At 64.6% G+C, this 25384-nt stretch carries 31 protein-coding genes; 19 read left to right on the top strand and 12 right to left on the bottom strand.

The genetic code is table 11. The features are described 5' to 3' along the window. Positions 1-112 precede the first annotated feature (112 nt). The 5 genes from FOS14_RS19580 to FOS14_RS25565 all read right to left on the bottom strand — a co-directional run bounded on the left by FOS14_RS19580 (position 113) and on the right by FOS14_RS25565 (position 9118). Complete coding sequence (locus FOS14_RS19580) at positions 113-5707, bottom strand: DEAD/DEAH box helicase family protein (RefSeq protein ID WP_221936741.1); 5595 nt, start codon at positions 5705-5707, stop codon at positions 113-115. 224 nt (positions 5708-5931) lie between these two features. Continuing rightward, positions 5932-6486 (bottom strand): hypothetical protein, encoded by a 555-nt coding sequence (locus FOS14_RS24825; protein ID WP_185981849.1) that lies wholly within the window; start codon positions 6484-6486, stop codon positions 5932-5934. A gap of 541 nt (positions 6487-7027) precedes the next feature. Next, a complete protein-coding gene (locus tag FOS14_RS19585; protein WP_185981850.1) occupies positions 7028-7918 on the bottom strand; it encodes a toprim domain-containing protein in 891 nt (296 codons plus the stop codon). A gap of 200 nt (positions 7919-8118) precedes the next feature. Then, entirely contained in the window at positions 8119-8388 is a 270-nt protein-coding gene (locus tag FOS14_RS19590; RefSeq protein WP_143772514.1) for a hypothetical protein, read from the bottom strand. Positions 8389-8530: 142 nt separating this feature from the next. Further along, a complete protein-coding gene (locus FOS14_RS25565) occupies positions 8531-9118 on the bottom strand; it encodes a DUF6349 family protein (protein WP_221936742.1) in 588 nt (195 codons plus the stop codon). A gap of 306 nt (positions 9119-9424) precedes the next feature. Here FOS14_RS25565 and FOS14_RS19595 point away from each other — a divergent pair, with 306 nt between their 5' ends. Next, positions 9425-11149, top strand: a complete 1725-nt coding sequence (locus FOS14_RS19595) for a DNA cytosine methyltransferase (RefSeq protein WP_143772515.1) — start codon at positions 9425-9427, stop codon at positions 11147-11149. A gap of 101 nt (positions 11150-11250) precedes the next feature. Then, positions 11251-11718 (top strand): hypothetical protein, encoded by a 468-nt coding sequence (locus tag FOS14_RS19600; protein ID WP_143772516.1) that lies wholly within the window; start codon positions 11251-11253, stop codon positions 11716-11718. Between the two features lie 200 nt (positions 11719-11918). Here the strand turns inward: FOS14_RS19600 and FOS14_RS19605 are convergent, their stop codons facing one another. Continuing rightward, positions 11919-12131, bottom strand: a complete 213-nt coding sequence (locus tag FOS14_RS19605; protein ID WP_143772517.1) for a hypothetical protein — start codon at positions 12129-12131, stop codon at positions 11919-11921. After that, positions 12128-12514 carry a hypothetical protein gene (locus FOS14_RS19610; protein ID WP_143772518.1) on the bottom strand — a complete coding sequence of 129 codons (387 nt, stop codon included), beginning with the start codon at positions 12512-12514 and terminating at the stop codon, positions 12128-12130. The genes FOS14_RS19605 and FOS14_RS19610 overlap by 4 nt, the downstream gene beginning before the upstream one ends. 465 nt (positions 12515-12979) lie before the next feature. Here FOS14_RS19610 and FOS14_RS19615 point away from each other — a divergent pair, with 465 nt between their 5' ends. From FOS14_RS19615 to FOS14_RS19645, 8 genes are all read left to right on the top strand, one after another. Continuing rightward, entirely contained in the window at positions 12980-13759 is a 780-nt protein-coding gene (locus FOS14_RS19615; RefSeq protein ID WP_143772519.1) for a ParA family protein, read from the top strand. A 127-nt stretch (positions 13760-13886) separates the two neighbouring features. Further along, a complete protein-coding gene (locus FOS14_RS19620; RefSeq protein WP_143772520.1) occupies positions 13887-14237 on the top strand; it encodes a hypothetical protein in 351 nt (116 codons plus the stop codon). Between the two features lie 150 nt (positions 14238-14387). Then, entirely contained in the window at positions 14388-15089 is a 702-nt protein-coding gene (locus FOS14_RS19625) for a DUF2637 domain-containing protein (RefSeq protein ID WP_221936743.1), read from the top strand. Positions 15090-15279: 190 nt separating this feature from the next. Further along, on the top strand, positions 15280-16107 hold the full coding sequence (locus FOS14_RS19630) for a hypothetical protein (RefSeq protein ID WP_143772521.1): 828 nt from the start codon (positions 15280-15282) through the stop codon (positions 16105-16107). Between the two features lie 165 nt (positions 16108-16272). Then, on the top strand, positions 16273-16605 hold the full coding sequence (locus tag FOS14_RS19635) for a hypothetical protein (protein ID WP_143772522.1): 333 nt from the start codon (positions 16273-16275) through the stop codon (positions 16603-16605). A gap of 264 nt (positions 16606-16869) precedes the next feature. Next, positions 16870-17184 (top strand): hypothetical protein, encoded by a 315-nt coding sequence (locus FOS14_RS19640; RefSeq protein ID WP_143772523.1) that lies wholly within the window; start codon positions 16870-16872, stop codon positions 17182-17184. A 71-nt stretch (positions 17185-17255) separates the two neighbouring features. Then, positions 17256-17432 carry a hypothetical protein gene (locus FOS14_RS24830; protein ID WP_185981851.1) on the top strand — a complete coding sequence of 59 codons (177 nt, stop codon included), beginning with the start codon at positions 17256-17258 and terminating at the stop codon, positions 17430-17432. Positions 17433-17485: 53 nt separating this feature from the next. Next, complete coding sequence (locus FOS14_RS19645) at positions 17486-17740, top strand: helix-turn-helix domain-containing protein (RefSeq protein ID WP_185981852.1); 255 nt, start codon at positions 17486-17488, stop codon at positions 17738-17740. Between the two features lie 22 nt (positions 17741-17762). On the opposite strand, the gene FOS14_RS19650 is transcribed toward FOS14_RS19645, so the two are convergent. The 3 genes from FOS14_RS19650 to FOS14_RS19660 form a co-directional block, all read right to left on the bottom strand. Continuing rightward, a complete protein-coding gene (locus FOS14_RS19650; RefSeq protein ID WP_143772525.1) occupies positions 17763-18191 on the bottom strand; it encodes a hypothetical protein in 429 nt (142 codons plus the stop codon). Positions 18192-18235: 44 nt separating this feature from the next. Continuing rightward, positions 18236-18463: a glutaredoxin-like protein NrdH gene (gene nrdH, locus FOS14_RS19655; protein ID WP_143772526.1), complete on the bottom strand. Its 228-nt coding sequence runs from the start codon at positions 18461-18463 to the stop codon at positions 18236-18238. A gap of 87 nt (positions 18464-18550) precedes the next feature. Further along, on the bottom strand, positions 18551-18802 hold the full coding sequence (locus tag FOS14_RS19660) for a hypothetical protein (protein WP_143772527.1): 252 nt from the start codon (positions 18800-18802) through the stop codon (positions 18551-18553). 468 nt (positions 18803-19270) lie between these two features. Here FOS14_RS19660 and FOS14_RS19665 point away from each other — a divergent pair, with 468 nt between their 5' ends. Continuing rightward, entirely contained in the window at positions 19271-20050 is a 780-nt protein-coding gene (locus FOS14_RS19665; protein WP_143772528.1) for a hypothetical protein, read from the top strand. After that, positions 20047-20640 carry a hypothetical protein gene (locus FOS14_RS19670; RefSeq protein ID WP_143772529.1) on the top strand — a complete coding sequence of 198 codons (594 nt, stop codon included), beginning with the start codon at positions 20047-20049 and terminating at the stop codon, positions 20638-20640. Before FOS14_RS19665 ends, FOS14_RS19670 begins: the two co-directional genes overlap by 4 nt. Positions 20641-20927: 287 nt before the next feature. On the opposite strand, the gene FOS14_RS19675 is transcribed toward FOS14_RS19670, so the two are convergent. Both FOS14_RS19675 and FOS14_RS19680 read right to left on the bottom strand, forming a co-directional pair. Beyond that, on the bottom strand, positions 20928-21164 hold the full coding sequence (locus tag FOS14_RS19675; protein ID WP_143772530.1) for a hypothetical protein: 237 nt from the start codon (positions 21162-21164) through the stop codon (positions 20928-20930). Positions 21165-21176: 12 nt separating this feature from the next. Next, complete coding sequence (locus tag FOS14_RS19680; protein ID WP_143772531.1) at positions 21177-21668, bottom strand: hypothetical protein; 492 nt, start codon at positions 21666-21668, stop codon at positions 21177-21179. 155 nt (positions 21669-21823) lie between these two features. On the opposite strand from FOS14_RS19680, the gene FOS14_RS19685 reads away from it, so the two are divergent. From FOS14_RS19685 to FOS14_RS19715, 7 genes are all read left to right on the top strand, one after another. Then, on the top strand, positions 21824-22093 hold the full coding sequence (locus tag FOS14_RS19685; RefSeq protein WP_143772532.1) for a hypothetical protein: 270 nt from the start codon (positions 21824-21826) through the stop codon (positions 22091-22093). Beyond that, positions 22081-23010 (top strand): hypothetical protein, encoded by a 930-nt coding sequence (locus FOS14_RS19690; RefSeq protein ID WP_143772533.1) that lies wholly within the window; start codon positions 22081-22083, stop codon positions 23008-23010. The genes FOS14_RS19685 and FOS14_RS19690 overlap by 13 nt, the downstream gene beginning before the upstream one ends. A 41-nt stretch (positions 23011-23051) precedes the next feature. After that, on the top strand, positions 23052-23333 hold the full coding sequence (locus FOS14_RS19695; RefSeq protein WP_143772534.1) for a hypothetical protein: 282 nt from the start codon (positions 23052-23054) through the stop codon (positions 23331-23333). 61 nt (positions 23334-23394) lie between these two features. Next, complete coding sequence (locus FOS14_RS19700; protein WP_143772535.1) at positions 23395-23709, top strand: hypothetical protein; 315 nt, start codon at positions 23395-23397, stop codon at positions 23707-23709. 61 nt (positions 23710-23770) lie between these two features. After that, positions 23771-24004 (top strand): hypothetical protein, encoded by a 234-nt coding sequence (locus tag FOS14_RS19705; protein WP_143772536.1) that lies wholly within the window; start codon positions 23771-23773, stop codon positions 24002-24004. A 2-nt stretch (positions 24005-24006) separates the two neighbouring features. After that, positions 24007-25029, top strand: coding sequence for a DNA adenine methylase (locus tag FOS14_RS19710; RefSeq protein WP_143772537.1), 1023 nt, complete (start codon positions 24007-24009; stop codon positions 25027-25029). A gap of 5 nt (positions 25030-25034) precedes the next feature. Further along, entirely contained in the window at positions 25035-25364 is a 330-nt protein-coding gene (locus FOS14_RS19715; protein WP_143772538.1) for a hypothetical protein, read from the top strand. Positions 25365-25384: the final 20 nt, after the last annotated feature.

Genomic DNA, 25384 nt, shown 5'->3' on the forward strand with positions numbered 1-25384 from the left:
GTCGTCCCGCTCCAAAAGCAACGCGATGCCCCCGCCAATCACGTTGGCGGGGGCATCGCTGTAGTTGAGGGCGTTAACTGGGGTTAACCCATAGGCGGTTAACCCGTAGGCGCTATCGTGCGATCCCGCCATCGTTGTCCTGGTCGCGACTGCTGTCGCGATGAGGCGGGTCGTACCCTCCGCCGCCGGCCGGGCCTGAGAAGCCGTTCTTGCCTCCCTCGCGCCTGTTCTCATCGTGGTCGCGCGCGTACGCGCGCGCACGGTAAGCGTGCATACGCTGTGTGGCCGCGACGAACTCGTTCGCGTCGTCGAACGTCGATTCCTCGACCATCTTCTTCGTCGGATTCAGGAGCAGACTCCAGCCATGTGTCCGCCCCGCCGCGTGCATGCGTTCCTCGGCGGCCACGCGGGCCGCGATCGCTTCCGGCGTGTTCTGTCGATCGCCGATTTCGCGACGCAACTCCAGCACCGAGACTTCCAACGCCGCGAGTTGATCGGCGGCGGCGAAGGGTTCGTCAATCTTCGCGGAGTAGCTGTCGACGATCTCGCGCCAGTTGTCGATCTCGGCGTACGCCCTTGGCACACGAGACGGCAGCTTGTCGTAGAGGTTCTCGATTCTGGTGGCGAAACCTGACCGTGTGCTGGCGATGTTGGATTCTCCCCCGGTGCGATGCGCGTCGGGATAGAGCGCCTCGCGGCTGATCGACACCCCTGGCTCTCCCGGCACATCGAGCCATAGCTGCGCGCTGTCGTCGGTGAGGCTGCGGCTCATCCGCACGTCGACACCGCCGGGGAAGGTTGCGATGACCGCGCTCTTGGTCAGACCCAGACCTTTGAGTTCGGCGTACGTTGCCCGCGCGGTGTCGAGCAACGCGGCCGAGCGGTCGGGCCGCTCAAGGAAGGATCGTCCCCCCACGGTGAACGGCTTCCCAGACTCGCGCCAATGCTCGTGGCGTTCGAGGAGCTGTGTCAGGACGTCGATCTCGTGTTCCAAACGTGGAATCATCCGATCGGCCTCGCCTACTTTCGCCTGCGCTGTCCACCGGGATTCACGATGGGCGGCGTCGAGCGCGCGTAGTTCTTTGAGCTTCTCTTCGCTCTCCACAAGGGCGATGAACCGCTCGTCACCCGTCGCCGCGGCCTTCGTCGCTGCCGCTGCCTCGGTGAGCGATTCATCCGCGATGTCTTCGACACTGGTGATGGTTGCGTCGAGTTGCCCGTTCTTGGCTTGCTCGATAAACGCCGCCTTCGACTCCACCTTCGCCCACATCACGGTGTCGGTCGTCGCCTCGGTCACGTAGGTGAATATCTGGATGTCCCGGTTCTGGTTTCCTTGCCGGATGATGCGGCCTTCCCTCTGTTCGAGATCGGCCGGCCGCCACGGAACGTCGACGTGATGCAGGGCAACGAGTCGCGGCTGGACATTCATCCCGGTCCCCATCTTGGGTGTCGATCCCAGCAGGACGGCGATTCGGCCCGATACGCACGCGGCCTGCAACGCTGCCTTCTTCGCGGCGGTGTGCGCGTCGTGAATGAACGCGATCTGCTCCTCGGGGACACCGAGGTCCACCATGGCCTGGCGCATGCCTTCGTACATCGACCAACGTCCGCGCCGAGGCGTCCCCCGGTCGCAGAACACCAACTGCAACGCCCCGGTGATCGTCGACTCGTCGCCCGTCGCTGTGAGATAGGTGTTCTGTGCGTTCGCGTGGTAGACCTCGGCGACCTTCGCCGCCACGGCGTGAACGCGCGAGAAGGCGACGTCCGGTGGGTCCAGGTTCGCTAGCCGAGGATCCATGGAGGCGTTTCGACCGTCCGACAACACCTTCAGCACATTGTCGAGGTCGGGACGTCGCGGGTTCGCATGGTCGAGTCGGTATTCGAGGTCTGCGGTGAAGTCGCGAAGCGACTGGCTCGCCGGGGTCGTGACAATTTGCCGCCCGCCATGTACAGGCAACTGCGCCGGAACCTGTGCCCGGATGACAACGTCGGTGTACTGCGCCGACAGTGCGAACATTTCGCGCGGGTTCTGGAACGCGGCGACCTTCGTCACGACTTTGAGCTTGGTGCCGGTGGTGTTCGTGACGGTCTCCGATCGTGTCGTGGTGAACGAGGCCGCCCAGTCCGTCACCGACCGGACGCCAGCGACATCGAGCACGTCTGGCCGTAGGTACTGCTGCATCACCCACGCTTCTGCCAAGGAATTCGCGATCGGTGTCCCGGTCGCGAAAGTCGCTACCCGTTCCTGGCCGGGCACGAGATACGCTTCCTGCTCCCGCGCCTGTTCCTGGGCGTACTCGCGGAGGAGCTGCAACTTCAGCGATAGATCCTCGGCTTTCTGGGAACCGGTGTGTGCGAGCGACTCGACCGCGCACAGCCGTGCCTTGTTCTTGTACTCGTGCGCTTCGTCGACAAACAGGTAGTCCGCGCCGGATTGCTCGAATGTGACGCCACCCGCATCCTTCTTTGCCGCGTTAGTGAGCTTTTCGAGCCGCGATTCGAGTTTGACTTTCGCGCGTTCGATGGACTTCACCGTGCGATCGCTCATCTGTGATCCCGGCGAGCGTGACGCGAGCAACTCGGCTTCCACCTCGTCGAGCTGAGTCTGGATGTACCGTTCCTGGCGCTCTGGTGCGACGTTGATCAGCTCGAACACACTGCTGGGAACGATGACCATGTCCCAGTTGCTCGTCGCAGTCTGAGCGACGAACATCCGCCGGTCGGCGTCATCCATGCCTTTGCGACCGACGAGTGCTTGCGCGGCCGGATACCACTGCTTGACCTCTCGGCCGAATTGCTCGATCAGATGTGTGGGCACCACTAGCCAGGGCTGGTTGACCAGGCCGCGCCGCTTCAACTCCATGGCTGCCATGAACATCGTTCCGGTCTTACCGGCACCGACGACGTGGTCGAGAAGTACGGTCGGCTCGGCGGCAATCCGCGCAACGGCGTCGCGCTGGTATGGATGCGGTGAAAACGCTGGAGAGAGGCCGGGGAGTTGCAGGTACTTCCCGTCGTGTGTCGGTGCGACCCATGCGTTGAACCGGCGATTCCACTCGGCGAGAAGCCGCGTCCGCCGTTCGTCGTCCCGCCAGAGCCAGCTTTGGAACTCACCGACGATCTTGCGTCCTTGCACCTGCGCCATCGCGGTTGCCTGGGTGTCGATCTCGGGTGCGCCGTCTTCCCGTTCCTTCGGGGTGTTGCGGACGACAAGGGGCCTCTGATTGAGCAGAGTTTCGTACAACTCGATCGCATCCCGCGATTTGCCACGCAGATCGAACCCGTACTCGGTACGGCACAGTGTCCCGAAGCGACCGGCTTGACCGGCATTGACGATCCATCCGGCGGCCGCCGTCGACCGCTCGATTTTCACCTCCGCCACCCCGAATGTTTCTCTCGCAAACTGTGCGTAGTCATCGTCGGTCACCCAGGTGGCGCCGGGACTGACTTCGCCGATCTGGCTTGGTGTCTTTTGGGTCGGCACGACCTCGAGTAGCGCGGCATGCAGTTCCTGCCAATCCGGGTTGGCCGGCTCGGCGGCGATCATCTCCGCCGCGCGGTCGGCCTTCGACAGAACATGGCCGGAGAGCATGGTCGAGCGCGGCAGCAACTGGTGTTGTGGATGATCGGGGTCGGGGAACACTAGCCCGCGAATCTGCTCGCGTGCTTCACCTGGTGTGGTGTTCAGGAGTTCGGCGATGCGGTCGAGCTGTACCTCTCCTCTTTCGCCGACGCTGATCGCAACCGCTTCGTCCGGGGATTGGGCTGACGCGATCAGTCGTGGCGAGACAACGACGTCCCGCGAGAAGATCGCGGACTTCGTTGCTGTGGCAGTCTCGTCGTCCCAGTGTTCGAGCGCCAGCACCATTGCCATGGCGGGGTCGGACCGAACGGCTTCGAGGTGCGTCTGTCGGCGCACGATGGGACTGGCTGTCCACGCCGACTCTGCGAGTTCGTCGTGAACGTCATCCGGGAGCTGCCCGTCGTACGGCCGCCCGGTCTCCTGGTCGCGCTCGGTGTATCGCCATTTCGCTTCGAGTTCCTCGAACCGGCGCTGACCATCGGCCTGTGAACGCTCCTTCCCACCGGTCAGTTTGACTCGGTTGACGGGCCCGTAGTGGGCGATGTACGAGTCGTACACCTTGTTGAGGTCTCGTCGAATACTGTCGCGGTCTGCGGGCGATGCGCCGCCGCGCTGGCTCGCGATCGCTGCCTCGGCAAGATCGCGGAGCCTCAACAGATGCTTTGTTTCGGTCACGCGGCTGCGGAACACCTTCATGGCCTCCGGCTCACCATCGAGTCCGCGTCGGTAGAACGTGTCGGTTGCGTCGTCGAACGTGACCCGCCCGATGGGCTCGGTCCCTGCATACAGTTCTCGTGCGGTCGCCAGGCCCGAGTGTCCATCGAGTTGTGCGCGATCTCGGTGGCGCGCGACAAGGCCCGCGCCGCGGTCCCGCGCCGCGGCGACAACCGGGATTAGTGTCTGCCGCAGGCTGTCAGGTACTGCCGCAAGATCGCTGGACCGCACGGTGAGCACCGCGTCTCGGTACAGCCCGTGGTCGGCGACGATATCGCCGAGGACGTGATCCGGGTGATTTGCGAAGTAGCTGTTCAGCTTGAGCGTGGTCTCCTCCCCGTTGCGGTCGGGAGCCGGCACCTGCTGGGTGTGAATCCAATCCACCGTCGACGGGTGCGGAATCGTCTCTGACTCCTGGCGCCGCCGAAAGACGAGCACATCGGTAACAACCTGGGTGGCGGCCACGCGCTGGAATGCACGCGACGGCAACCGAAACGCACCGACGAGTTCGGCTGCGTCATGCATCTCCAGCCTCGCAGCAGTGTCAGCCGCGTCGAGGGTGTAGGAACTGGAAATAACGGCTACATAGCCACCGGGCGCAGTCAGGTGAAGCGATTTCAGGATGAAGTGATTGTGGATATTGTGCCCGCCCGGGTTGTGCACCGGATCGACCCGCGAGAAGTCGCCGAACGGCACGTTTCCGATCGCGGCAACAAACGAACCGTCGCCGACCCTCGTCCGCTCGAATCCTTCATTGCGAATCTGCGCGGAGGGGTAAAGGTAGTGCGCGATACGCGCCGAAGTGGGATCCAACTCGACACCCACCATCGTCGCCGAATCGGGGGCGAGACCGACGAAGTTTCCGGAGCCGCAACCTGGTTCGAGTACTCGACCGCCCTGAAAACCTGCCTCGACCAAGGCGTCCCACATCACACGGGCGATCGCAGGGTCGGTGTAGTGGGCGTTGAGAGTCGATCTCTTGGCCGCGTCGTATTCGGCGTCGTTCAGAACGGCTCGAACAGCATCGCGCTCGGGCGCCCACTCGTCCCGCTGGACGTCGAAGACTGTTGGGCATCCCCCCCACCCCGACCAGGCGGCGAGCACCTCTTGCTCGATAGAGGTGGCGTATCGGTTCTCGTCGTCGAGGGTTGACAAGACTTGCAGCGCCGCGAGGTTTGCGCGAACCCTGGCCTTTTCCCCCGAGGGCACGGTGACCGTGCCGTCGGGGCTGTAGTCCCGTGGTGGCACATAAGCCGTTGGTGCATGGTTGTCGACCTCGTCGACGGCCTGCGGGCAATCTGGAGCGTGCGGTTCAGCGACATGGGCTCCGCATGCACTGCACGTGTCGGTTGGGACTTCCTCTGGGTCCGGTTCCAGCCCGGCAACGACATTCGGTGCGGGAATCCACACGCGCGATCCGTCAGGCCGAAGGGCCTCGACCGTTCTGATCGTCGCCAACTTGTGGATCGGTACACCCATCTCCTCCTGCGAGACCTTGGGCAGTAGTCCGATCTCGGCGCCGGTGGCCGGAAGGTCGGTTCCGCCGGGGTCGACGACAGCAGGGTCGACAGGCTGGCGGAAGTCGTCGAGGGAGTCGAACAGGGAGAGTTGATCGTCTGGGACCGCTGCGGCTGCTACTCGTCGACCGCGGCCGCGATTTCCTCGACGCGGACTGTCAGGAGCGCCCCCAGTTCGATTGCGAGCGGATCGTCCGGGGTCGTCGGCAGCGGCAGGTTGTCCTCGTCGCGCGCTTGCAGCAGATCGCCCGCTAGTACTCGGAACCGTGTCTCGCGAGACTGGCTCGGCCACACCGTCCCTACGAGGTCCTCGATCTCCGGCGTCGGCGCTGTCGCTTCGGGGGTATCCCATCGCTGCATCGCTGGCGTCGTCTCGACCGACCCTGCCTGGTCCGTCGTCTCTACGCCCTCCCAGAGCTGGCCCATCACTGTTTCGTAGGCGCTCTGCTGGGCCTGTTGATTGACCTGCACCTGGTCCAGGTAGCCGATCTGGCGAGAGTTCTCGCTCTCCCACCGCCGCGTTAGCTCGATCCGATTCTCCTGGGCGAGTTGGTCGATCTGCTGTTCCAGCTCCGCCGTCTTCGCGGTCACGAACTCCTCGAACGCCGTCCTGTCCAGCGCCGACAGCTCCGCGCCGTAACGTTCGTGGATCGATTCCCTCATCCCGATCATCTTTGCCCTCCTCCTGGTTTCGTGTTGTGTCATCGTTGCCTGAGTCACCGAAAATACCCAGCTCACGCTGGTCATCTGTTGCCATGAGACGAATTTGCCGTTTCTTCTCTGTGGTTTTGGGCGCACTACCCCATTACACAGTTGATAGCAAATCGACAGTAGGGCAACTCTCGGTGTACTAAATCGGCGCGCCGCCCGGTTGGGACGGAGTACTAAGGCGTCGATCGGCGCCACTTCTCAAGGAAGACGGCGCCAGCCAGGACGCACACTCCGCTACCCAGTACGAAATACTCGAAATTTGGTGCTGACGGGCAGTAGGCAGCCCCTTGTAGAGCGCCACGCCCGGTGGGGTCCGGAATGGCGACCGCGCACGATAGTGGGTCGAAATGGTCAAAATGGACGAACAACGCGAACGTCTCTAGACCCAACCCGACCGCAATCAGAAGCAGTCCCAGCGCAAGCAATAGCGCCCTGATGCCCGTGGCCAGTTTGGTGTTACGACTGGCTGATTTCCCGTTCGATGTGCCGGTTCGGTAGGGGATCATCGTGCCACCTCATCCTTCTCTTGAGCTGGGGAACGGCTGGCCACCTGTGCGGCGGTCGCGCTCATCGCGGTCGGCGGCGGTGGGTGCGTAGGCGGCTGCGGCCGCGCATGAGGACTGGTCGCGCGCATGACGTCTTTGACGGTGCAAACCCGTTTCGCCGCAAGCTCTGCTTCGGGATCGACTGGTTCGAGGTCCTCGAACGGGTGCCCGGCGTCGAGGTGGTCGGAAAGGTCTTTCCCCGTCAACGCCTGCACGACATAGACGGCACCTACTGCGCCGGAAAGCATTTCGCGCACCGTCTGGGCATGCCGATACCCCGGCTCGTCACGGTCTGTGACGATCACGACGCGCTCGGCGCCGGCGAGCTGGTCAACGTGGGCTTGGGTGAAGCTGCCCGCGCCCATGGCGTTGCAGGTGGCCGTCGCGCCGAGCGCACGCGCCCGGTCGGCGTCCTTCTCTCCTTCGACGAGGACGATGGTGGTTCGTGCCTCGACGGCAGCCCGTACTTCAGGCAAGTGGTAGAGGACGGGGTCAAACCCTTGTGGCGCATACCGTTTGCGGGTTTTGTCCCAGCGGAACTGGCGGAACGTCTTCACGTCGAGGTGCTCGTAGTGTGTGACGTACCGGACGACTGATCCCGCAGGGGTCCCGTCGGCTCGCTCGTACAGATATGCCCGTACAAATTCCGGCTCGCCGAGTTGATCCCCGCGCTGGCGTTCCAGTTCAGCTCGTCGGCGCGCCATGTCGGCACGGGTTGCCTCGCGCCGCTGCTCGGCTTCAGCGCGTGCTCGCTCGCCCGCTCGTTTCCGCACTGCGCGTTCGCTTGCACTTAGTGGGGCTTCGCGTCGCATCGGCTCGTCGAAGAGGTCTACGACCTTGAGGCCCAACCGATCGAGGATGTCTCGGTCATCACACCCGGCGAAGCATCGGACTACCGTGCGACCTCCGGATTGGTTGTGTGCGATCGCCGCGCTTGCATGGTGATCGTCGTGACATGGGCATTGGAACGTCATCCACTGCCCCGACTGCTTCCCTGGCCCCGCGACCGCTTCGAATGCATCGCGCACGCGGTCGAACGACGGCGACATCACAGCCATCCTCGCCCGAGCCCCTCTGCCCAGGCGATCTCAACCTTGAGCTGCGCCTCCGGAAGCGTCTCGAACGGCCCCAGCTCGGTAAGCCTGTCGTAGAGCAGTCCGACGTAACGCGTCGGAGAACCGTGAGCGAAGATCGCGCAGTGGCGCCGAAATTGGCCCTCGTACACCCAATATCGCGTGCACCTGTCGGTCACGACGATCCATCGCGGTAAGAGCGGTTGGCGGGCCGACGGTCCACCAAGCTGTTGTTGTTCAGTCATCGAATCACCCCGTCGTCACACCGATCGGGGCGGATTAACGTGCACGCCCGTTGGACCTGCACACGCCGAGCCCGCGTGACGATCTTTCTCGAAGAATTTGCCGTTTCTTCTCTTGCACGGCCCTGGAGCCGCGATGACGAGTCTATCGGTCCATCCGCATAAGGATGCTGCTATCGACGTCGTAGCCGCCCCAGGGAGAGCGGCCGGGGACGGGTCGACGTCCTGCACCTGGACCCCGCTCAACGATGATGGGCCACCCATCGGGGCGCGTGGGGTGTTGCGTGACCTCTCCCCGACCCTTCTGGCTGACGACGATTGGACTTTGCCGCCAACCGGGGAAGCAGTGGTCGAGCGCGTCAGCGACGGCGTCGTCCTCGGACGCGCGTACAGCGCCACCCTCCCAGGCGCACCCTGTGCATGCTCCCCGGCAGACGAGATCTCCGACGCAGTAGCAGGGCTCGTCGTGGTCGCACCGAAGATCTGCATGGAGGACGGTGGCCTGACACGTGTCGGTCACCGCGCTCGGTGCGGTCCACTCCACAACCCACGCGTGCGAATCACACAGGCTGGCAAACGATCCGTAGGTTCGCTGCCATTCCTCGAACTCATCCTGCCGCGCGACGAGCCCCCGAGCGGGACTTCCGAAGAGGGATGGAATTCCGTTGGCCTCGTTGGCTTCCCGTTCCGATCGCTCCAGCTCCGCGAACAGGTCGAGCTGCGGGCCCATCATGCCGCCTCGGTCTCGGCGCCAAGCTCATCGGCCACAGCGAGGCAGTCGGTCGGATGGGCGTCGCCAAACCCCTCCAGACAGCAGTGACAGCGACCCGATTCGTCATACAAGTTCACAAGTTCAACCCCTTCTGGACGTAAGGCGCGCCCGGCGCGTCTTTCGACACCCCTCTCCCCTGCACCTTGCCACGCGTAAACACTAGTTCGCAATAGGCTATTGCAAAATATTAATTCAAGGCTTGCGCGCAATGCCACAAAACGGGTAATCTGGTGATTAATAGGACAAGGGCGCGAAAGGGCAAGGGAAATGCTGGATTTGATGGACTGGTTCTGCGGGGCTGGCGGAAGCTCGCAAGGTGTGGACGCTATCCCCGGCGTGCGGGTGTCGCGCGCTGCAAACCACTGGGACAAGGCGATCGAAAGCCACGCCGCCAACTTTCCGCATACCGACCACTACCTCGGCGACATCCGTCTGGCGCCGGTCGAAAAGTGGCCTGTCGCCGACCTCTTCTGGGCGTCGCCGGAATGCCCGCAATGGTCTGGAGCTCGCGGGAAGAAGCGCGACTACGACAACACCATGCAGGGCGACCTCTTCGACACCCCACGCGATGAAGAAGCCGACCGCTCGCGCGCCTTGATGGAAGAAGTACCGATGTACCTACGGGGCGTGATCGCACGCGGCGGCCGCGTCCGAGCCGGTGTCGTCGAGAACGTCGTCGAGGTGCGCGCGTGGGACCAATGGGACCGCTGGATCGGCGAGATTCGCTCCCTCGGGTACCACACCCGCGTCATCGCGATCAACAGCATGCACGCCCAGCCAGGACGGACGATGGCCGCCCCGCAAAGCCGTGACAGGCTCTACGTCGCGTACTGGGACAAGTCCCTCGGCCGTCAGCCCGACTGGGACAAGTGGCTGCGCCCCAGGGCCTTCTGCGAAGCGTGCGAGGAGTGGGTGTCTGCCATCCAGGTCTTCAAGCGTGACGGTGCCGACATGGGCCGATACCGTCAGGCGTACGTCTACCGGTGCCCCCGAGTTTCGTGCCGGAACGCCATCCTCGAGCCGCCTGCGATGCCTGCCATGGAAGCGATCGACTGGACGCTGGAAGGTACGAGGATCGGTGACCGCGAGCGTCCGCTCGCCGCGAAAACCATGGACCGCATCCGCGCCGGGATCGATCGCTACTGGACGGTCCGAGCCGAGGCCCTGGTCGTTCCGGTGGAAGGCCGGGAAGGCAAGCAAGCCGCACCCGCCACGCAGCCGGTTCGCACCATGACCACCCGAGCGGAAACCGGTCTAGTGGTCCCGTGCGGCGGAACCTGGCGCGATGCTGCCGGATCGCTCGCCGATCCCCTGCCCACCCGGACAACGCGGGAAAGCGACGGCCTCGCGTTTCCCCCGTTCGTGACCCAGTTCCGCGACCGCATCCGTGACCTCGACCCCCGCGTCGAGCCGCTCAACACGGTCGTGGCCGACGGCGCGAACCACGCACTCGTCGCGGCACCCGCGTTCATCACGGAGCTGCGCGGCGGTAGCTCCGACGCGCGGCTCGTGAGCGACCCCTTGGCCACGGTCACTGCGAGTGGCAACCACCACGCGCTCGTGACCACCTACAACGGAAAAGGGCTCACACGCCCCGCTGACGAGCCGCTCGCGACCGTCACCGCGATCGACCGCCATGCATTGCTAATGCGCAATAACGGCGTCCGGGGAGGGCATCCTGCCCGCCACACAACACCGGTTCTCGAACCCGCCCGCGCGGTCACCACTGCCGGTCACCAGTCGCTACTGACCGCCGCCGCATGGCCCGCATTTGACATCGACGACGTCTTGTTCCGGATGCTGGAGCCCCACGAGATCGGGCGAGCGATGGCTTTCGGGACGAACTATGTCGTGCTCGGGACCAAGCGTCAGCGTGTGCGTCAGTACGGCAATGCGGTCACCCCTCCGGTGGCGGAAATCATCGTGTCAGCCCTCGTTGAGGCAATCACCGGTGAGGACATCGAACGTTGGCCGTTGCCGATCGCGGCATAACCCCCCTGGCCGGGGTGGCATTCCACCCGACAACCTCCCCGGCCCCTGGAAAGTCCATCTCCACAACAGGTTTCACTCAACGATGTTAAGGACGGAAGTGGATGAACAGTCATTCTTTGACCGAGCGATTCGGTCCCGAGATCGCGATGGTGTCGAGACTCACCGACCGCGAGGCACGGATCGAATGCACGGGCGGAACCTGTCACGCGATCGCTGTCACACTCGGCGCGGCTGGCAACAGCAACAACGCGTCCCTGCTGGTGACTGACGGTGAATATCTCACCGCAACCGCTGGCGCGGACGTGGACTACTGGTGTGTGTCGATTCACGATGACATTGCCTTCGCCGCGGAACCTCTGGTCATGCGTGACGGGCCGGATCTCGAAGCCGCTGTCCTCGCGGCGATGGCGACCTTCCAGGCGAGTGGATGGCCTCGTGTGATCTGCGGCTGGCCGCTTGTAACTAGCCGCCACTATGCGACTGGCGTGCTGGAACACCCACTCTGGGGTTACCTGCCGACATGCGACGAGTGCCGTCGAGTAGAGAGAATGGGCGTGTGGACGGTGTGACATTGGCAGAGTGGGCGGCGGCGAACGGGCTGAGTCTCCACACGATTCGGAACCACTGGATGTCACGAGACGACTTTCCCGAACCACTCGGGGTCCGCAATCTCGCGGGCGTTGGACGTCCAGCCGGCGAGTACGACCGCGACCGCCTTGATGCGTTTCTACGGCGCTGGGAAGAACGGCGACAACCGCATCAGGTCGTCCTACCCACTGGCCCAGACGACTTTCGTACGCTTGGCGCGATCGCCAGACTGTTGGGCGTAGACGGCCGCACGGTAAGCCAATACCGTGCGGCCTTGGACGAACAATGCCAGTTCGAGGATCGCGGTCGACGGCGGCTGTACCGGACTGCGGACGTCGTGCAGTACATGAACACGCGCGGCGGTCGCGGCGTCGTTCGGCGCTCGTCGAGTCATTGATCGCGGAGCTGCAGGAGCGCACTCACGCGTTGATGACTCAGGCCCATGACTGAACCGATGTCGGCGACGGTCTCGTGTGGATCATCGACAGGACCGCGGAGATACGCCGCGAGCGCCACCCGCGCTGCGGTCGCCTCCTGTTGCGCCCGCGCGTAAGCAGCGTCGTTCAGCGCTACTTGGGCAAGATGATCAGCGAGGTCGGCGGGCCAAACAAGCGTCACAATTGCGTCAGGCGCAACGAGCGTTTCCGCTAGGTCGGCGATCTCGCGCAATCGCCCGGCCGCTGATTTTCCTTCCACCGTGACCGTCCACTCGCCCAGCCCGGTTTTGGCGACGACAGCTTCAACGGTGCGTCGCTGTCCTTGCGCACTCAGTCCCATCTCACGCCTCACAGGGGTTAAGGATTCCACGCAGGCGTCTCTTTGTGCACGTCAAAGGCTATTGCGAAAGCTCACGTTTTATGCGCACGCGCGTGCGCGCGCGCGCTCCCCCGCACTTCGCGCGCCAGCACCCGCACGCCAGCACCCGCGCGCCAGCACCCGCACGCCAGCACCCGCGCGCCAGCACCCGCACGCCAGCACCCGCRCGCCAGCACCCGCACGCCAGCACCCGCRCGCCAGCACCCGCACGCCAGCACCCGCACGCCAGCACCCGCACGCCAGCACCCGCACGCCAGCACCCGCACGCCAGCACCCGCACGCCAGCACCCGCACGCCAGCACCCGCACGCCAGCACCCGCACGCCAGCACCYGCACGCCAGCACCCGCACGCCAGCACCCGCATTCTCGAACGCGCTCGCGCGTTCGCTGGCACTCGCACTCGGGCGCGCGTGCTAGGGTGCTCACATGACGACGCCTGTAGCGGACCTGGTAGCTCAGCACGTAGCCGAGCTGCGAGAGTGGGGGAGGGCCAACCTCGTCGGACGAGTCATCACCGTCGCATCCGCAAAGGGCGGGGTCGGGAAGACCTTCGAAGCGACCGAGATCGCCTACGCGCTGGATGCCGTACTGATAGACCTCGACTGGAACGACGGAAGCGTCTCGCGCGCGCTCGGCTGGTTTCACGAGCAGCGCGTCCGGTCACCCCTGCTTGACGCGTTGGAAGCCGGGCGCCCGCCACGCCCGATCACTGGCCGATCGAAACCTGACCTCGTCCCGGCTGGCCCCGAGTTCGGGCCGAATCAGCCATCGGCGGAGACGATGCGAGATGCGTTGCGGCAGTGGGCTGAGGAACTCGGTCGCACCCTCGTTGTGGATTGCCACCCCGGCGACGGCGACAGCGCATTCGGGGCAATGGCTGCTGCAGACTGCATCGTCACTCCGGTCATTCTGGGGGAGCGAGAGCTGGACGCACTCGCCGGGTGGTGCCGCCAGTTCGCCGGCTACCCGCTCTTTGTAGCGCCGAACAAGGTGCCGAAAGTACCGCCAGCGCGGCAACTTTCGCGGCTCGAAACGATCGTGGTCGAACACGGCATCGACGTCGCCACCCCGATCCCGGACGCGTCATGGGTTCCGCGCCGTGTCGCGCGGACTGCCCTTCTGTCGAGCAGGGTTTCGGCTCGATCCCAGAAGATTCAAACCGCGCTGACGGCGGTGGCACGAGAGGTGGGGAAGAAGATTGTCTGATGGACTGGATGCGATGAAACGGGATGCCGCGGCAGCGAAGCGATCCCGTCAGCACTACTCGGCTCCTCCGCCTCACCGCCGCCCCGAGTCCGGTACCGCAGTCCCGGAGCCGCCGAATCTGGCTGTCGTGCCCTCGACCACCCAGCCAGCGCGTCAGAAGTCGACCGCGACGGCTGCGGCTCCCGAGCTTGCCAGCCCGCTTTCGCAGCCCGGTCAACCGCGCATGCCTGAGCGGCCTACCCGCCCAGTCGGCCCTACGGCCGACTACCTCGCCGCGAAAGCGGTCTCCGACGCTGCGCTGGCGTGGGCAGCACAGAGCAGGAAGCTAGCGGTGCGCGAGGACGCACTCGCCCGGTCCATTCGGGCAGCGCGGGATGCCGGTATCCCGGCACCTGTCCTACGCGAGGTGATCGAGGCTGCTGAAAAGAGGGCCGAAAACCAGCTCGACCCGGCGTCCCTCGAAGAACTTCTCAAGTAGCTTCCCCTCCCTTCGCAGCGAAAAGAGCAACGAAACGTGCCATCCACTCGCGAGATCGATCGGGAGATTCGTGACGCACTGAGGTTCTTTTGGGCCTGGCTCCTTCTCTCGTCAGCAGTTTCGATCGCAGGCAACGCCACGCACGCTGTGATGGCTGCACCGCCCGCCGCCACGGTCGTCGCTGGCCTGGTCGCTGTGGTGCCGCCCGTGGTGCTCCTTGCGGCCACACACGGGGTTGCCATGCTGGTGAAGCTGCGCCGAACATCGGTCAGTCTGGTCATCGCCGCCACTCTCACCCTCGGCCTCGGTGTTCTTGCCTTCATCCTGAGCTTCGACGCCTTGTCAGACCTCGCACAGGTCGCCGGCATCCAGCCGAGTCGGGCCTGGATGTGGCCCGCCGCCGTCGATGGCGGTATCACTCTTGCAACGGTCGCGATCTTCGGCCTGTCGCGGCTGGCTACACCCGTCGCCGAGACCGTTCCCAGCGACGTCGTCGGCGCCGATGTCGCAGACTCAATTTCTTCCGACATCCTGCCAATGGTGCGCCCACACATTGCAGCCCTTCAGGTCAGCGAAGTCGAGCCACAAGCGTCGATTCTTCCTCGTCATTTGGACGCGCAGGAAAGGGTTAGTGAGCAAATCGCCGCCACTGTCGACGACGTCAAGGCCGAGCCGGTGGGCGAGTTCGAGCGGGAGCCTCGACTCGACAAGACATCGACGGACGGACCACCACGCCGTCGGCGCGTGCGGACGGCGAAATCGACCGCTGAACCTGCATCGGAGGCTATGTCGGAAGACCAGCCGTTGATTCGAATCGGGTCGCGGACAAGCCGTTTGACAGCGCCGGTCTGAGAGCGGGGGAGAATTCTCCCCTGGTCAGTTTCCAGGGGGTTGTGTGTACCGGTTTGTGGTTACACCAAATGAGGACCCTTCATTGAACGGTCCGCGCGCGGGAGGTGGCTAGACCTCCCTCAGGAAGATGAGGCTCCCAACCTCCGGCGGAGGGGGGAAGCGCGGCACGAAGAGAGAAACGGCAGAGCAAATGAGCGAACGCGTCAGCGACACCAATCGGTGCCAGGAATGGGTGACGGCGTCGGCGGAGCGCTATTCGAGACGGGCTGTGCCCGTCGGATACGTCGGGATCATGGTCGCGGGACTTCCCGCCCGCGACAAGCCATCGGGCCCGACACGCACACGGGGGTGGTCCAGGTTGGCCCGAAAGCAGCGCACGCGCGCCTCAGCCGACACCCCGAGCAAATGGGCGCGGAGTGATGCAGCGTCCGCGGGCGTGGCGCAAGGATTGGCTGCTACCTGCATCGACGTCATCGACGACATCGCCCGAAGCAGCGCGTGGAAAGCCGCAGAGCTCGATCTGCAGCGCGTACGAGTCGACCTGGCTCGCGAGCGATTCCATATCCTCAGCTCGTGCGCCGACCTGCACCAGCTACAGGTGATGCTCGGCGGCGACGTTGACCACCGTGACCGGTCGGGAGCGACTGATCTGCTAGTTTCCGCTGCGAATGACCGCCGCGCCAGCTACAACCAGGCCGCTCAAGCAATTGCCGAGCGGATCGCCACGCTGCGCGCCTACTATCTCGCCCTGGTCCAGATCAAGGCGGTCCTCGCGAATCGCGATCTCGCTTTGACATTGACAGGGTCGGCACCCGCAGCACTTGACCTACGGGATCGAATAGTCGCAGGCGCGCAAGCGGACCACGATGCACTGCCAGCACCGACCATCGAACTCGACGAGATCGAGGCCAATCTATCCGGTCAGCTCGAGTACCTCGCGGAACTCATATCGTCGCCAGGGCTCCCGCTCCATACCCCACCTCACGATCGATTCATAGACCTCCGACCTGAGAAGTAGCCTGCAAAAATCGGCGGTTTATCACGAAACGTCCCATAGCCTGGGGGTTCGGGGTGGTGATTCGCACGCAACCGCAACCGGTCTATCGCCTCGCCGCGCTGTCGGCCTAGACCGTTTGGCAGCGTCGCTCAGATCGTATTCTGCGAGGCAAGAGGGAGATTTCCGATGAAACGAACGGCACGAGCGGTCACCATGGCCGCGGCGGCGATCGCGGCGGGCGCATTGTGGGGGACCGGAGCGGCTTCCGCTGCTCCTATCGCGGCACCCGACCCCAATCACGGCATCACGGTGGAAATCCCAGCAGGGGAGTGGTGGAACTGCCAGGCGCTGAGCTTCGCTTGGCCTCTCGTGGGATATGCGCCGGCCTACTACCAGTACGCTCTGGGCCCGACAACCCTGAGGTTCGACCAGTTCCCACCGGGTAGCGATGTTTGGATCAGTTGCAGCGGTACCGGCCTGCCGGTCGTGTACTACGGCCCGATCGTTCGCGCATCATGATCCATACCGCGCAGCCGATCCGCGTGCGCTTCGGCAGGCATGAGCTGGAACCTCCCGAGGAGTTGACGCAGGCTGACATCGACCATGTCAGCGCTCGGAGCACGAGCGCGCGTACTGAGGCAATGGTGACCGAGGTTTGGCGCTCGCTCCCCGAAAACACCCCCGAGACGGGATAGAACCTCACGGAGCAAGCGTCGACCTCTTGTCGGTACCTGGTGATAGGAACCAGAAGAAGGACACCCACAGAGATAGGGGGGGATCGCAATGAGCGCAAGCGACAACATCACCGGACACGGCCGCGGCCACCGGCAGGAGGATCTGCGCCAGAGGTTCCAGCGTCATGAGAAGTCCGTCGCCAGGCTTGAGGCCATATGGCCCGAGTACGTGGCAGGCAACACGAGCGACTTCACGGAACAGGACTGGGCGCTGATCGAATTGGAGAAGGCGTTTCGAGCTGAAGCCAGCTTACGTCGAGTCCGCGAACACGCAGTGCGCCTCGCAATCGCCATGATGGTTCTCGTTGGAATGATCGCTCTCGCGGTCTGGGGTGTACCTGCGATTGTCGAGTTTCTCGTATGACGCCACGGTCACGTGGAAGTGTTGTCTCGCGTCGTAAGCCGCAACACAGGCCGAAACGGGGATTGAGAGTTATGCAAGTCGGGGACCGGGTCAAGCTCCACGCGCGCGGCGTGAGCGTCTTCCTGATCGTCGCGATCGACGAGGGGCAGGCATCCGTGCTCTCGGAGCGCAAAGTGCCCGGAGCCTACGAATTCCACACTCCCATGGATGGTCTCGTCCTCGCCGACGAGGCCGACTGCAGCGACTAGGAGGCACGAGGATGCCGAGCGGAAGCCGCACCATCGGACGTGCACACGCGCACATGGTCGACCGCATCCGTACCGAAATGGCGATGGTCGAAATCAACCAGTCAAGGCTGGCGCAACTGTCAGGGGTGCCAGAAACGACCCTCAGCAAGATTCTCAACAGCCAATCCGTACTAGACGTCGAACAAGCTGGAGCGATCGCGGGCGCGTTCGGTCTCGAACTGTGGGAACTCATTGTTCCGGGCCATGCCATATCGAGGAGCCAACGCCGCAAGCGCGAAAGGGCGACGCAGCGCACGACTGCGCAATGACCGCTGAGGGCGGATTCTGCGGTTACCCTGCCGTCGCGATGAGTTTGGCCGCGAGGTCCAGGGTCCGGGCGTGCAGCGTATTGAATTCGGCGACCAGCCATTCCAAGCAAGCGGCACGATCGGACGGAGCAGGAAGGGACGACGGAAACGTCTGCTGCGCGTGCTCGTCGAGGTCGTCGAAGTCGTCGGGGTAGTCGGTCTGCACGTCGGTGGTGACCATCGGCGGGACCGCGGCATAGACGATCCACAGCTCACCCTCGTGTCGCCATCCATCCTCGAACTTGACACCGAACGTCGGCTGGTCGTCGGCGTAAGCGGGGTCGATGGTGACGACGTCGTGCTCGATCGCGTTGTTCAGGAGCCAGTGGGTGTCGCTCAGGTGCGGCGGGAGGCCGGCCACAGGTGGGCGTAGGTCTCCGAGCCTGCCGGGGTGGAATGTCAACAGTGTCATCGCTTGCTCCTTCTTCAGCGAATAAGGTTGTGGCGCTGCTACGTTCAGGCGGCGATCGTGCGAATGCGCTCGGGCCGATACCCCGCCCAGTGATCGTCGTCGCCGACGATGACGACGGGCGCCTGTAGGTAGCCGAGCGCCATGACGTAGTCGAGGGCGTCCCGGTCGACGGACAGGTCGACGGTCTCGAACGCGATCCCGGCCTTGTCGAGCGCCCGGAACGTCGCGGTGCACTGCACACACGCCGGTTTGGTGTACACGGTGATCGTCATTTTCCTTCGCTCTCTACATGGTTTCGATGTTCGAATGGTGTTGCGGCGGTGGGGGAGACGGCGTTGTCTCACCCCACCGCCACCAGCTCATACGTTCTCGTGAATCGAGAAGACCCGCTCGACCATCCGCCCGTCCCCGAACTCGGCCGACGGCACCATCACGTCCAGCGAAATCCCCCCTGCGACAGGAAGTTCCAGGTCCAACCTGGCACCGTCGATGGTGCGGACAACGGCCTGCGCATCGGCGAGCGCGGCCGTCACGGTCCGATAGGTTTGCGCCTCTCCCGGCTCGAAGTAGCCCGTCTCCTCGTTCCACAGATTCATCGTCATCGTGACCATGTCCAACCCCTCCCGGCTAGCGATCGTCTCGTCCTGATATGACCAGTCTATACCGAAAGCTGTTGTGCCGCAACATATTTCGTTGACTTCATCGAGATGTTCTGTTATGGCGCCGCCGCTCCTTCTCCGGTTGCTTGCGAGCGCACACTACCCGACAGACAAGAATCGCAAACTCCCTGCTACACAATGTGTTTCATAGAGCATGAGGGTTCGGGGCCCCCCGCACTGAACGCACGAAGGCGACAACCGGACCGAGGAAGCTGGAGTGGGTTTGCAGCGCAGTCGACCGGCCGAGCCGGGAACACCGCCAGCTCCCGCTGGATCCGCCAGCGGCGTGTAGTGGTTCGATGGCGCTTCGACTGTAATCCGACGGATCTACGATGTACTAATATTGATCCCGCTGGCACGGCAATCGTGTCGCAGTCGGTGTGTTCTCATTCTGCCGCCCTGGATGGCACTATAAAGCGCATGATCAGCACGCCGTCGCCGGACCAATCGGCAACCCTCGCCGAACTGCTCGCAGCGAGCGGGCGCAAGAAGGCCAGCGCACCGATCCGCCGCGACTTCGTCCAGCGAGGCACCCAAACCAAGCCGGTACCGGGCCCACTGCAGCTCATGGTGCAGCGCCATGACGAAACTGCTCTCGATCTGTACCTGCTCTTCATGGCGTTGGCCAGCGGCGAACCCTGGGACGTCACCCGCGACGCCCGCATCTGGGGACGTGCGATCGGCCACGGGCAGGACGCCGACGGCGGCGCCTCCATCGTCTCGAAGGCCTGGCGACGACTCGACGAGACCTACCACCTCGTGCAGCGGGAACGCTCCGGCCGGCTTTCCCGCGTCACCGCACTCCACGAAGACGGCCAAGGCGGTGAATACACCTACCCGGCAGAGGGATACCTGCGGTTATCGTTCGAATACTGGCTGGCCGACGACGCGTGGCACCACACGTTGAGTCTGCCCGGCAAGGCGTCTCTGCTCATTGCTCTGTCCCTCAAGCCACCCTTCAAGCTGCCCACCGAACGGGGCCCGGCGTGGTACGGCCTCTCTGCCGATACCCTCGACCGCGGCCTGCGTGAACTCCGTGACAGAGATGTCCTCTCACGCACCTACCGCGAGGTCACCAACTGGCTCAGCCCCACCGGCAAAACGACCGAGTACACCTTCCGGCTCAAGCGTCCGTTCGCCCGCCCCAGCGCAAAGCCGGACACGACGGCTCGTCCACATCTGTCCGTCGTAGGCGAGTGAGCACGGTGCAGCGCCGCCTGACGGCGTACCTCGACGAATCGCAGTCCAACCGATCACGCGACCCCGATTGTTACGTTCTCGCGGCGGCACTCTGCGACCCGACCGAACTCGAAATCGCGCGCACTGCCATGGCCAGCCTGCTCCTCCCCGGCCAAACGAAAGTGCACTGGCGCGACGAACAGCCCGCACGCAAGCGCAAGATCGCCGAAACCATCGCCCAACTTCCGCTGATGCACCTGATCGTGGTTCGGGACGGCCGCCCCGGCGAACGGGCCGAACGCCGGCGACGCCACTGCCTGGAACGAATGCTCTTCGAACTGGACGAACTGGAAGTCGCGAGGGCGATCGCCGAGTCCCGTGGTCGTGCCGACGACCTTCGCGACCGGCGACTGCTCGACGCGCAACGCGCCAAGCAAGCTGTGTCGTCCGAGCTGCTCATCGACCACGTGCCAGGCCCCAAGGACCCTTTGCTCTGGGTTCCAGATGCCGTGTGCGGAGCGATCACTCTCGCCCGAACTGGAAACCCCGGCTACCTGGACATGATCGAAACAGCCGTCGCCGTACAGGTCATCAGAATCGTCGCGCCGTAGAAAGCGCGAAGCCTCGGGCCCTGTCGTCCGGCAGGAACTCCCGAGGCTCACTTCCAAATCCACCGCAATGGACCGGCTACACCACCAATCATCCACACCGCGATCCAGCACGTCAACACCAGCATGATTGACATACGACACCCGCTGGAACGGCAATCGGCCCGGCGCGAAGGCCCCCCAGAACTTCGCTCGTCAGCCCACCGGCACGACTCCGGCAAGAGCCATCATCCGACGTAGCATCGGCGGGTTTGCCTGCTCACCCCCCCCGCGTTCCAGCCGTCGCTTGTTCACAGTTCGTCGTCCGGTCGTTCGGGAAGGTCGTCGACGAGCGTTTCCAGCTCGTCGGCAGCCATGTCGATCTGGTCGAGCCAGTCCCGCACGGCTTCTCCCCGCGCGCTCTCCTGCCAGCGCTCAGAACGCTCGTCCCACTGGTCACGCAACTCCTCGCCGAGCCCACGCAGGTCTTCCGCCGCAGCCTGGAGCCGGTTGGTCAGTGAGGTCGGGAGCTTGTATGGCCTGCTCATCGCCGTTCCTCCTCAGGTAGTCGGATTCGATTGGGGCGGAAGAAGTTCGGCGACGTCGACCATGCTGATATTCGTCCGTCGCGGATCCTCGGTGAGATACGCGGCCAGTTGACGGCGACGGAGATCGAGGATGGTCTGGCCAGGCACCACCGCGAGGACCGTGGTGCGATCGGTGTCGCGGATCTGGTAGTCGACATCGGGGTGCACGTTGTCGCTCGGTTGCTTGATGTAGGCGGCACTCTCACCGTCTCGACGGACGATGGAGCGGTAGTACGGGCGGCGGAGCTGACGCAGCTTCTCGCGCGACAGCCCGGTGATTCGCGCGAGTTCGCTTAGCCGTCCGTGGCCGGCGAACTCCAGTTCGTTCGAGATGCGCTCGTACATCGCGGCTCTCACCGATTCTTCGGCGGCGGCGAGCCGCCCATGCGCGGCGATCAAGTCTTCCAGCGAGAGATCGGCCAGACCCTCGGCCGACAGTCCCGCGCCAAGCGAAGCGGTGTCCATGCGCCGATAGTAGCCAACAGCATGGGCATATGGCAATACAGTTGGCATATGCCCAACCTCAAGCCATCGCCCGACTAAAACGATAATCATTACCGATAACAGATATTATGTCAATAAAAGTAACTAAACAAACAAAGATATGATAGTATGTCGTCATGACAACCTCTCCCGATCCTGTCGCCGCCCCGACCGACGGCGAGAAGGCTCCGACCTGCCGGTTCCCCGGCTGCACCCGACCGCCACGCCCGACACCGGCCACCGGTCGACCGACGCAGTACTGCGAACAGGCCGACCCGGACGGCCCGCTGCACACTGCCGCGAACGCATGGAAGGCGCGGCACAAGGCGCAACGCGGACGAAATGTCACAGCGACACAGCGACGGAAGGCCCGCAGGCGGCGCGTCCGGTGTCGATGGCGCGGTTGACCCTGCAAGACCAGCTCGACGAGCTACCAGCCCGTCTCGCCGCCCTGACGGGATTTCTGGCGGACCTGGAGCGCAACCTTGCGACCACCCGTGACGTCGAGGCGATCGCTGCCGAGGTCGACCAGGTGAACGCGGACAAGCTCGCCGAGACGGCCGAAGCCGAACGGCTCCGCTCCCTCGCTGAGCGCCGTGCGCGGGAAGCCGAAGCCGATAGGGCCGAAGCCGACGATGCCGCCCGGGCCGCGCTCGACGAGGCGACGACCGCGACCGCCGCCGCTGCCGAAGCTGCCGAGCAGGCCCGGTCCGCCGAGGAGGCACGCCGTCGGTCCGAGGACGCGCGAGCCGAGGCCGAGCGTGCGGCCGCCGACGAGATCGCGCGGGTCCGCGCCGAATGCGTCGCCGCCATCGAAGCGGCGAAAGAGCAAGCACGACAAGAGGTTCACGCTGCCGAACAGTCCGCGCGGCGAGAGATCGACCAGGCTCGGGAAGACGCCGTGGCGCGGGTGACCAGCGCCGAGCAGGCGGCGCGTGCCGAAGTCGCGCAGGTCCGGGAGGACGCCACAGGACGGGTGAATGCCGCCGAGGCACGCGTCCAGGCCGCGACGCTGGCAGCGACCCGCGCCGAGACCGAGGCACAGACCGCACGAGACCGAGCGGCGGCTCTCGAATCGAATATCGCTGCGCTGCAAGAGGAACTGCGGACCACTCGGGCGGACGCGCGCGAAGACCTCGCCCGCGAGCGGGTGGCCACGCGTCAGGACCTGGAGCGGCGCGACGCAGCACACGCCGCCGAACTCGAGCACGTCCGACATGACGCCGAAGAACGGGTGGCCACGCTGCGCGCGTCCCTCGACGCCAGCCAGTCCGCACTCGACGCCGTGACTCGCCGCCAAACGCCGCCGAGGAGCACCAAGTGATCAGCTCATATCGACCAGAATCGAGCACGAGAGAGGTTCGGATGACCACGAACTCGACCACGACCATCACCGCGACCCCGTGCGGGCATGATCGGCACGGCAACCCCCTCGCCGCGCGACGCTACGTTGTCGACGGCCGTCGCGAGGACTGGGGCGAGGGTCGTACCCGAGTGTTCGAGCATCGACCGGACCTGGAATTCGGTGACGGCATGCGCTTCACGCCGATAGTCGTCCACACCGACAGCATTCGCGAGGAACCGCACCCGACCGAACACGATGTTGCTGCCGCCTTCGCCATCTTGCGCGAGTTTCATCGTCACTAGTTGGTGCACAACCGATTTCCGCAGACCCACACGAGTCGAAGACGAGAGAGGAAGCACTGGAATGGCATCGGACATAGTTATCCGTGACGGTGAGGCATGGTGGGCGCGGGTATCACTGGACGCCGCGTCCATAGCGACGAACTCACCGGTGACGTACCGGATGATGAAGGTGCTTCAGTGGGAACGTCGCACCGACAAGGACGGTCAGCCCGAGCTGGTGGCGTGGCTCGACGCTGACGGGACGCCCGTGCCCTCCGACCTACTCGAGCACCATCACCAGACCGAGGGTCTGCGGGTACGCGGGTACGACCGCCGCACCCCCGGTGACATCCAGGCCCTGGCGGACGAGGACAGATGTCGCCCGCCGCGCCTGTGAGAGAACGTTGTCCCCCGTGAAACCCACCGCACGCTGACGAGCGAACATCGAGGAGCAAGGCGTGAAGACACCTCCGGTATCACTGGTCGAGCGACACCATCGCGAGTATCTCGACGGAGCAACCGCCGGGACGACGGACCGAAACCGCTGCAACGATCACGCCGATGCGCAGTGGTACATGCGCGTCACGTTCGACAACCTCCAATCGACGCGACCGCATTACGTCGCGGGCTACTGCGACGCGTTCCTCGCGCCCGACCGCTTCCCAGATGCCGCGGCAACCGAGGAGCGTTAGTCATGACCGCTGGTGCGACCACCAAGAGCGTGATCCGTCCGCCGTTCGCGTACTTCGGCGGCAAGCAGCGACTCGGCCCGACGATCGCCGCGATGCTCCCGCCGCACACGCACTACGTCGAGCCGTTCGCCGGCGGGCTGGCGGTCCTGCTGGCGAAGCAACCGACACGACTGGAGACGGTCAACGACCTCGACGGCGACCTGATGCACTTCTGGCGGATCCTGCGCGAGCAACCGAAGGAACTCGCACGCGTCTGCGCGCTCACCCCGCATTCGCGTGCCGAACGGGAACTTGGGCTCGATCGCCCGGAGGACCTGGACGACGTCGAGCGGGCCCGCCGCATTTGGGTGTGCCTGGCCGAAGGACGCACCGGCACCCTCCGCCGGACCGGATGGCGCTTCGACACAGCCGATTTCGTCAACGTCGCGATGCCCAACCGGCTCGACAGCTACGTGCGCCGCATGGACGCCGTCGTCCACCGACTGCGGGGTGTCTCCCTCGAATGCCGTCACGCCCTCGACGTCGTCACCGCCTACGGTCACGGTCGCCGCACACTGCTCTACGTCGACCCGCCCTATCTCGGTAGCACACGAAACCGCAACTACCGCAACGAGATGGGCAGCGAAGACGACCATCGGTCCCTCGCCGCGGCGCTGCACGACTGCACCGCCACCGTCGTACTCAGCGGCTACGCCTCCGACCTCTACGACACGGACCTCTACCGAGACTGGTACCGCATCACCCTCAACGCCGCCACCGCACAAGGCGGCACCTGGCAACCGAAAACCGAAGTCCTGTGGTCCAACCGACCACTACGAACCCTCGCCCTCCCGGAAACCGGACTGACCGACGAGCGTAACGAAACACCCACCGACCCCGCCGAATGTAACGAAACTCGGTGTGAGGACTGCGACCGCGTGATCCGGCAACCTGCGACCGGCCGTCGTCGCCGCTACTGCTCCGGTGCGTGCCGCGTACGCGCACACCGCACACGGAGTTCCGCGATTCCCGACGTTGAAAGGTAGAGCCCATGAACACGATCGAGTCCGCCCACGAGGCATTCCTCGCGGTCTACGCCCAGGTCGCTACCGGCAATGGTGGACGGCCCGGGCACTGCCGTCACCGTGACAACGGTGTCTGTGTCACCAAGGCGGGCAATATACGCACCGCGTGCCTGCGGGACGTCGAAGCCACCATGACCGGTCCGGAGCGGTGGCACATGCACGGCCAGGACATTTGGGTGTTCCCCACGATCGGCGCGAACATCGCAACGACCCGTGATCCACGTGTCCAGACCGCGAAATCCGCGATCAGCCGCGCCACCATGACCGCTCTTGCGGGGTTCACCAGGGTCGTCTGACTCGACGACCAGCACCCGAT

Source organism: Skermania sp. ID1734, assembly GCF_007489285.1.
Classification (GTDB): Bacteria; Actinomycetota; Actinomycetes; order Mycobacteriales; family Mycobacteriaceae; genus ID1734.

Excerpts from the sequence above, each read along its gene's own strand:
- FOS14_RS24825 (WP_185981849.1), bottom strand. The coding sequence starts at position 6,486 with ATGATCGGGATGAGGGAATCGATCCACGAACGTTACGGCGCGGAGCTG.
- FOS14_RS19590 (WP_143772514.1), bottom strand. The coding sequence starts at position 8,388 with ATGACTGAACAACAACAGCTTGGTGGACCGTCGGCCCGCCAACCGCTC.
- FOS14_RS25565 (WP_221936742.1), bottom strand. The coding sequence starts at position 9,118 with ATGATGGGCCCGCAGCTCGACCTGTTCGCGGAGCTGGAGCGATCGGAA.
- FOS14_RS19595 (WP_143772515.1), top strand. The coding sequence starts at position 9,425 with ATGCTGGATTTGATGGACTGGTTCTGCGGGGCTGGCGGAAGCTCGCAA.
- FOS14_RS19600 (WP_143772516.1), top strand. The coding sequence starts at position 11,251 with ATGAACAGTCATTCTTTGACCGAGCGATTCGGTCCCGAGATCGCGATG.
- FOS14_RS19605 (WP_143772517.1), bottom strand. The coding sequence starts at position 12,131 with ATGACTCGACGAGCGCCGAACGACGCCGCGACCGCCGCGCGTGTTCAT.
- FOS14_RS19610 (WP_143772518.1), bottom strand. The coding sequence starts at position 12,514 with ATGGGACTGAGTGCGCAAGGACAGCGACGCACCGTTGAAGCTGTCGTC.
- FOS14_RS19615 (WP_143772519.1), top strand. The coding sequence starts at position 12,980 with ATGACGACGCCTGTAGCGGACCTGGTAGCTCAGCACGTAGCCGAGCTG.
- FOS14_RS19625 (WP_221936743.1), top strand. The coding sequence starts at position 14,388 with ATGGCTGCACCGCCCGCCGCCACGGTCGTCGCTGGCCTGGTCGCTGTG.
- FOS14_RS19630 (WP_143772521.1), top strand. The coding sequence starts at position 15,280 with ATGAGCGAACGCGTCAGCGACACCAATCGGTGCCAGGAATGGGTGACG.
- FOS14_RS19635 (WP_143772522.1), top strand. The coding sequence starts at position 16,273 with ATGAAACGAACGGCACGAGCGGTCACCATGGCCGCGGCGGCGATCGCG.
- FOS14_RS19640 (WP_143772523.1), top strand. The coding sequence starts at position 16,870 with ATGAGCGCAAGCGACAACATCACCGGACACGGCCGCGGCCACCGGCAG.
- FOS14_RS24830 (WP_185981851.1), top strand. The coding sequence starts at position 17,256 with ATGCAAGTCGGGGACCGGGTCAAGCTCCACGCGCGCGGCGTGAGCGTC.
- FOS14_RS19645 (WP_185981852.1), top strand. The coding sequence starts at position 17,486 with ATGGTCGACCGCATCCGTACCGAAATGGCGATGGTCGAAATCAACCAG.
- FOS14_RS19650 (WP_143772525.1), bottom strand. The coding sequence starts at position 18,191 with ATGACACTGTTGACATTCCACCCCGGCAGGCTCGGAGACCTACGCCCA.
- nrdH (WP_143772526.1), bottom strand. The coding sequence starts at position 18,463 with ATGACGATCACCGTGTACACCAAACCGGCGTGTGTGCAGTGCACCGCG.
- FOS14_RS19660 (WP_143772527.1), bottom strand. The coding sequence starts at position 18,802 with ATGGTCACGATGACGATGAATCTGTGGAACGAGGAGACGGGCTACTTC.
- FOS14_RS19665 (WP_143772528.1), top strand. The coding sequence starts at position 19,271 with ATGATCAGCACGCCGTCGCCGGACCAATCGGCAACCCTCGCCGAACTG.
- FOS14_RS19675 (WP_143772530.1), bottom strand. The coding sequence starts at position 21,164 with ATGAGCAGGCCATACAAGCTCCCGACCTCACTGACCAACCGGCTCCAG.
- FOS14_RS19680 (WP_143772531.1), bottom strand. The coding sequence starts at position 21,668 with ATGGACACCGCTTCGCTTGGCGCGGGACTGTCGGCCGAGGGTCTGGCC.
- FOS14_RS19685 (WP_143772532.1), top strand. The coding sequence starts at position 21,824 with ATGACAACCTCTCCCGATCCTGTCGCCGCCCCGACCGACGGCGAGAAG.
- FOS14_RS19690 (WP_143772533.1), top strand. The coding sequence starts at position 22,081 with ATGGCGCGGTTGACCCTGCAAGACCAGCTCGACGAGCTACCAGCCCGT.
- FOS14_RS19695 (WP_143772534.1), top strand. The coding sequence starts at position 23,052 with ATGACCACGAACTCGACCACGACCATCACCGCGACCCCGTGCGGGCAT.
- FOS14_RS19700 (WP_143772535.1), top strand. The coding sequence starts at position 23,395 with ATGGCATCGGACATAGTTATCCGTGACGGTGAGGCATGGTGGGCGCGG.
- FOS14_RS19710 (WP_143772537.1), top strand. The coding sequence starts at position 24,007 with ATGACCGCTGGTGCGACCACCAAGAGCGTGATCCGTCCGCCGTTCGCG.
- FOS14_RS19715 (WP_143772538.1), top strand. The coding sequence starts at position 25,035 with ATGAACACGATCGAGTCCGCCCACGAGGCATTCCTCGCGGTCTACGCC.